Here is a 4,656-nt window from a genome sequence, read left to right as displayed (position 1 = left end):
GACCGCGCCTACGCCCTGCCGCTGCTGCCCGAGCTGGTAGCGCGCCTGCACCAGCTGCCCCGCCCCGAGCAGTGGCTGGTGCTGGGCGAAGCCTGGTGCGGCGACACGGCCCACACACTGCCCATTCTGGCCCACTTGGCCGCGCAGAGCGAAGGTCACGTATCCCTGCACGTGGTGCTGCGCTCCGACCATCCGGAGCTGATGGACCAATACCAGACCAACGGCAAAAACAGCATTCCCAAGCTCATCCGGCGCGATGCGGCCACCGGGGCCGACCTCGGCACCTGGGGCCCGCGCCCGGCCGCCGCGCAGGTCCTCAGCCACCAGCTGCACAGCGATACTTCGCTGCACGTGAACCAGGTGATTAAGGGTATGAATGAGTGGTATGCGACCGATGCCGGCCAATCGGTGCAGCGCGAGCTGCTGGCGGCGCTGGGGTAGGAAGATGGATGAAGTGACCGCCGATGAACCGTCTGAACGCCATGCTGAGCGTAGTCGAATCATGACGTTCAAGCAATTTTCGGTGTACGCCCCAAAATCCCCGAAACTTGTGATGCGGGAAATTTCCGCTATTTTCACCCTCCCAATTATTGGCATTTTATGCGTCAGCCGTTACATCGTCGTCTCCAACAACAGGTAGCCCGGTGGCCCTGGCGGCGGGTCGGGGTGTTAGCCGGAATTAGCTTCGGCCTGGCACTAATGCTGATAATCTACCTGTTTGGGGTGAGCGACCATTTTGTGGGTCGACTTTTTTTCGCGTTTCTCGTATTCGTCTGGCTGCTGTCGGTCACTTTCCTGGCCGTCGTTCCGTTCGTGACCTGGGCTACGGCCAACTGGTTCGGGCGGGGCTGGGCCGAAGCTCCGATGCCTGCGCCCCGCCCCCGGCGGGTGGCGGCTACGGGGACTCCGGCAGGCGCGCGTTCCGTTTCCTCACCGGCTGCTTCGCGGCGGCCTCAAACACGTTAAAGCCCTTGAAAACGAATCTCCTGCATATCAAGAACATGGTGTGCCCCCGGTGCGTGGAGGCAGTACACAGCCTGTTGGAGCGCGCCGGCTACCGGCCTAAAGCCGTGAGCCTGGGCGTGGCCGAGCTCGACGAGGCCACCCCGGCCGACCCTGAAGCCCTGGCTCCCTTGCTGCACGAAGCCGGCTTCGAGCTGCTACGCGGCCGGGCCGAGCAGCTCACCGAGCAAATCAAGAGCACCCTGGCCGAATACTTGGAGCACCTGCGCACGGCGCGCTCGCCGCTCACCACCTCGGCCTTCCTCACCGACCGGTTTGCGGCCACCTACTCGCACCTAAGTAAGGTGTTTTCGCGCACCGCCCACCTCACCATCGAGAAATACCTCATCCGCCTCAAAATTGAGCGCGTGAAGGAGCTGCTCAGTTACGGCGAGCTGACGCTGAACCAGATTGCCGACCAGATGCGCTACAGCTCGGGCCAGCACCTGAGCAACCAGTTCCGGCAGGTGACGGGCTACTCCGTGAGCGAGTTTCGCCGCCTGATGCTGCCCGAGCGCATGTCGCTCGACGCGCTGGCGTAAGCGGTAAACCGGTAATTGAGTAAATGAGTAAGGGCCCGGTACCAGACTTTTGCAGTCGGTACCGGGCCCTTACTCATTTACTCAATTACCGGTTTACTCAGTTGCTGTATGCTTGGCAGGCTTCCAGGCAGGCCTTGCAGGCTTCGGCGCAATGCTGGCAGTGCTCGTGTTGATGCCGGGCGCACTCGTCGTGGCACTTTTGGCAAATTTCGATGCACTCGCGCAGCACATGGGCAGCGTGGTCGGAGCCGCGGGCGATGAAGGCAGCAGTGAGGCGACAGATATCGGCGCAGTCGCGGTCGAGGCGAATGCAGGGCACCATCATGGCGATGTCGGACTCGGCCAGGCAGGCGTCGGCGCATAGTTCACAGGCGGCGGCGCAGCGGGCCAGGGCGTCGAGTACGGCGCGGTTGTCGCGATTGGTTCGGGTTTGAACAGCGGGCATTTGCATAGCGGAAAAGGAAATAGCGTGAATGGATACTTCCTATACGAGCACCTCGTAAGGCCCGGCCGTGCATGATTCGCGCCTGGCAGCTATACAATTCGGGCGGGGTCGGCGCGGGTCGCAGCGGCACTCCCGGCTACAGGCCCGACCTTTGCGCCGTCAAATTGAACCCCGGCGGCCGTAGCCGGGTTAGTCTCCACTGTGCCCAATTCCGCTCCCCGCATCCTGCTCCTCACGCCGCCGCTCACGCAGCTCAACACGCCGTACCCGGCCACGGCCTACATCAAGGGGTTTCTGGGCGGGCGTGGCTACACCGTGACGCAGGCTGATATGGGCTTGCAGCTGGTGCTGCGGCTGTTTTCGGCCGATGGGCTGCGGCGGGTTTTTCAGGAAATCGAGGCCGGCGACTTCGACCTGAGCGACAATGCCCGGCGGATGCTGCGCCTGCAGGGGCGCTATGTGGCCACCATCGGCCCGGTTATCCGGTTTTTGCAGAACAAGGACCTTACGCTGGCCCCGCGCATCTGCCACGGCCGCTTTCTGCCCGAAGCCAGCCGCTTCGACAACGTGGCCGACCTCGAAACCGCCTTCGGCAGCATGGGCCTGACGGACCAGGCCCGCCACTTGGCTACCCTCTACCTCGAAGACCTGGCCGACCTCATAAAGGAAACCGTGGGGCCGCACTTCGGCTTCTCACGCTACGCCGAGAAGCTGGCGCTATCGGCTACCAGCTTCGAGCCTCTGCACCGCGAGCTGGAGGCCGCCCCCAATCTGCTCGACCGCATGCTGCTGGAGGAGCTGGAGCCGCTACTGGCGCGCGTGCAGCCTGACGTGGTGGGCTTCACGGTGCCCTTCCCCGGCAACCTCTACGGGGCGCTGCGGCTGGCCAGGCACATCAAGCACATCAGCCCCGGCACCGTGACGGTGATGGGCGGCGGCTATCCCAACACCGAGCTGCGCAACATTCGGGAGCCGCGCTTTTTCGACTACATCGACTACCTGACGCTGGACGATGGCGAAGGGCCGTGGCTGCGTTTATTGGAAGCTCTTAGCTCAGAGCTGTTGGCTAATGGCGCTTCTTTTAATGGAGGTGAAAAAGCTCTCCGTTCTCAGCTAATAGCTAACAGCTCAAAACTCCAACGCACTTTTCTGCGCAATGCGGCGGGCGAAATCGAGTACCGCAACGAGCCGTTCCCCGACGTACCGCACCCCGAAGTGGGCACGCCCGACTATTCCGACCTGCCCCTGACCGAATACCTCTCGGTGCTGGAAGTACTGAATCCCATGCACCGCCTCTGGAGCGACGGGCGCTGGAACAAGCTGACCGTGGCCCACGGCTGCTACTGGAAGCGCTGCTCGTTTTGCGACGTGACGCTGGACTACATCAGCCGCTACGAAACGGCCCCCAGCACGCTGCTGGTGGACAGAATTGAGCAGATTATTGCCCAAACCGGCCAGACCGGCTTTCACTTCGTGGACGAGGCCGCCCCGCCGCTGGCCCTGCGCGATTTGGCCATCGAGCTGCTGAAGCGCCGCGTGCCCATCACCTGGTGGGGCAACATCCGGTTTGAGAAAACCTTCTCGGCCGACCTGTGCCGGCTACTGGCCGCCTCGGGCTGCATTGCCGTGAGCGGCGGGCTGGAAGTGGCTTCGGACCGGCTGCTGGCCCTCATGGAAAAGGGAGTGACCATTGCGCAGGTGGCGCGCGTGGCCGACGGCTTCACGCAGGCCGGAATCATGGTGCACGCGTATTTGATGTACGGTTTCCCCACCCAAACTGCGCAGGAAACCGTGGACTCGCTTGAAGTGGTGCGCCAGCTGTTTGCGGCCGGCGTGGTACAGAGCGGCTACTGGCACCGCTTTTCGATGACGGCCCACTCGCCGGTGGGCAAGAATCCGGCGAAGTATCAGGTGGCGGCCGTTGGCCCCGAGCCCGCCGGCTTCGCCTGGAACGACCTGTGGCACGACGACCCGCTCGGTACCGACCACGAAGCCTTTGGCCCGGGACTGGCCAAGTCACTCTACAACTACCTGCACGGCGTGGCCCTCGACGAGCCGCTGGCTCGCTGGTTCGACTTCAAAACCCCGCGGCCGACCACGTCCCGCCACCTTGTGCAGCAGGCCCTGCAGGCGCCCGAAAAGCCCGACTTCGCTCGGCAGAACCAGCGCCTGTTCTGGCTGGGCAACGCCCCCGAGCTGCGGGTAGAACCTGGCAAAAAAGCCCCGCGCGCCGTGCTCACCTGCTACGAGCAGGCCGAGGACTTCGAGGTAAAGACCACCGAAGCCGCCGGCCGCTGGCTGCACCAGCTGCTCACCCAGCTCAGCCAGGATTTCGATACCAAGGTGCTGATGAAAGACGCAGCCGCCACGTTTCCGAAGTCGGAAGGCTCGTTCGAATCCTTTCTGCAAACGCCGGCCTGGCAGCTGCTGCGCGAAAAAGGGCTGCTACTGCTGTAGCGGCCGCTACGGGGCATCTTGGGGCGAGTGTTCGGAGGCGGCGCTTCGCTTATTTCAGCGGCTGCGCATCCACTCCACTACTTCGTCGGGCAAGCCCGGGCCAAAATGCTCGTTCAAGCCGCTTCCCTGCAGCAGGGTGGCTTCTGTGCCGCGGTAGCTGCGCACGACGTTGCCGCGGCGGCCCCCGGTCGCGGCCCGCAGCTGGGCGGC

At 63.7% G+C, this 4,656-nt stretch carries 4 protein-coding genes; 3 read left to right on the top strand and 1 reads right to left on the bottom strand.

Annotated elements, in window-relative coordinates; genetic code table 11:
- Both ACYVDE_RS14990 and ACYVDE_RS14985 read left to right on the top strand, forming a co-directional pair.
- A partial coding sequence (locus ACYVDE_RS14990) for a thioredoxin family protein (RefSeq protein ID WP_460502349.1) occupies positions 1-441 on the top strand: 441 nt, incomplete at its 5' end.
- A gap of 530 nt (positions 442-971) precedes the next feature.
- Positions 972-1,544: a helix-turn-helix domain-containing protein gene (locus ACYVDE_RS14985; RefSeq protein ID WP_460502348.1), complete on the top strand. Its 573-nt coding sequence runs from the start codon at positions 972-974 to the stop codon at positions 1,542-1,544.
- 97 nt (positions 1,545-1,641) lie between these two features.
- On the opposite strand, the gene ACYVDE_RS14980 is transcribed toward ACYVDE_RS14985, so the two are convergent.
- Positions 1,642-1,989 carry a four-helix bundle copper-binding protein gene (locus ACYVDE_RS14980; protein WP_460502347.1) on the bottom strand — a complete coding sequence of 116 codons (348 nt, stop codon included), beginning with the start codon at positions 1,987-1,989 and terminating at the stop codon, positions 1,642-1,644.
- A gap of 201 nt (positions 1,990-2,190) precedes the next feature.
- Between ACYVDE_RS14980 and ACYVDE_RS14975 the strand changes: the two genes are divergently transcribed.
- Complete coding sequence (locus tag ACYVDE_RS14975) at positions 2,191-4,446, top strand: B12-binding domain-containing radical SAM protein (protein WP_460502346.1); 2,256 nt, start codon at positions 2,191-2,193, stop codon at positions 4,444-4,446.
- The last annotated feature ends 210 nt before the right edge of the window (positions 4,447-4,656 follow it).

It is taken from the genome of Hymenobacter agri (assembly GCF_054778495.1).
This window is presented reverse-complemented; position numbering and strand designations above follow the sequence as displayed.

Bases quoted from the DNA above. Each gene is read 5' to 3' on its own strand.
- ACYVDE_RS14980 (WP_460502347.1), bottom strand. From the start codon at position 1,989: ATGCCCGCTGTTCAAACCCGAACCAATCGCGACAACCGCGCCGTACTC.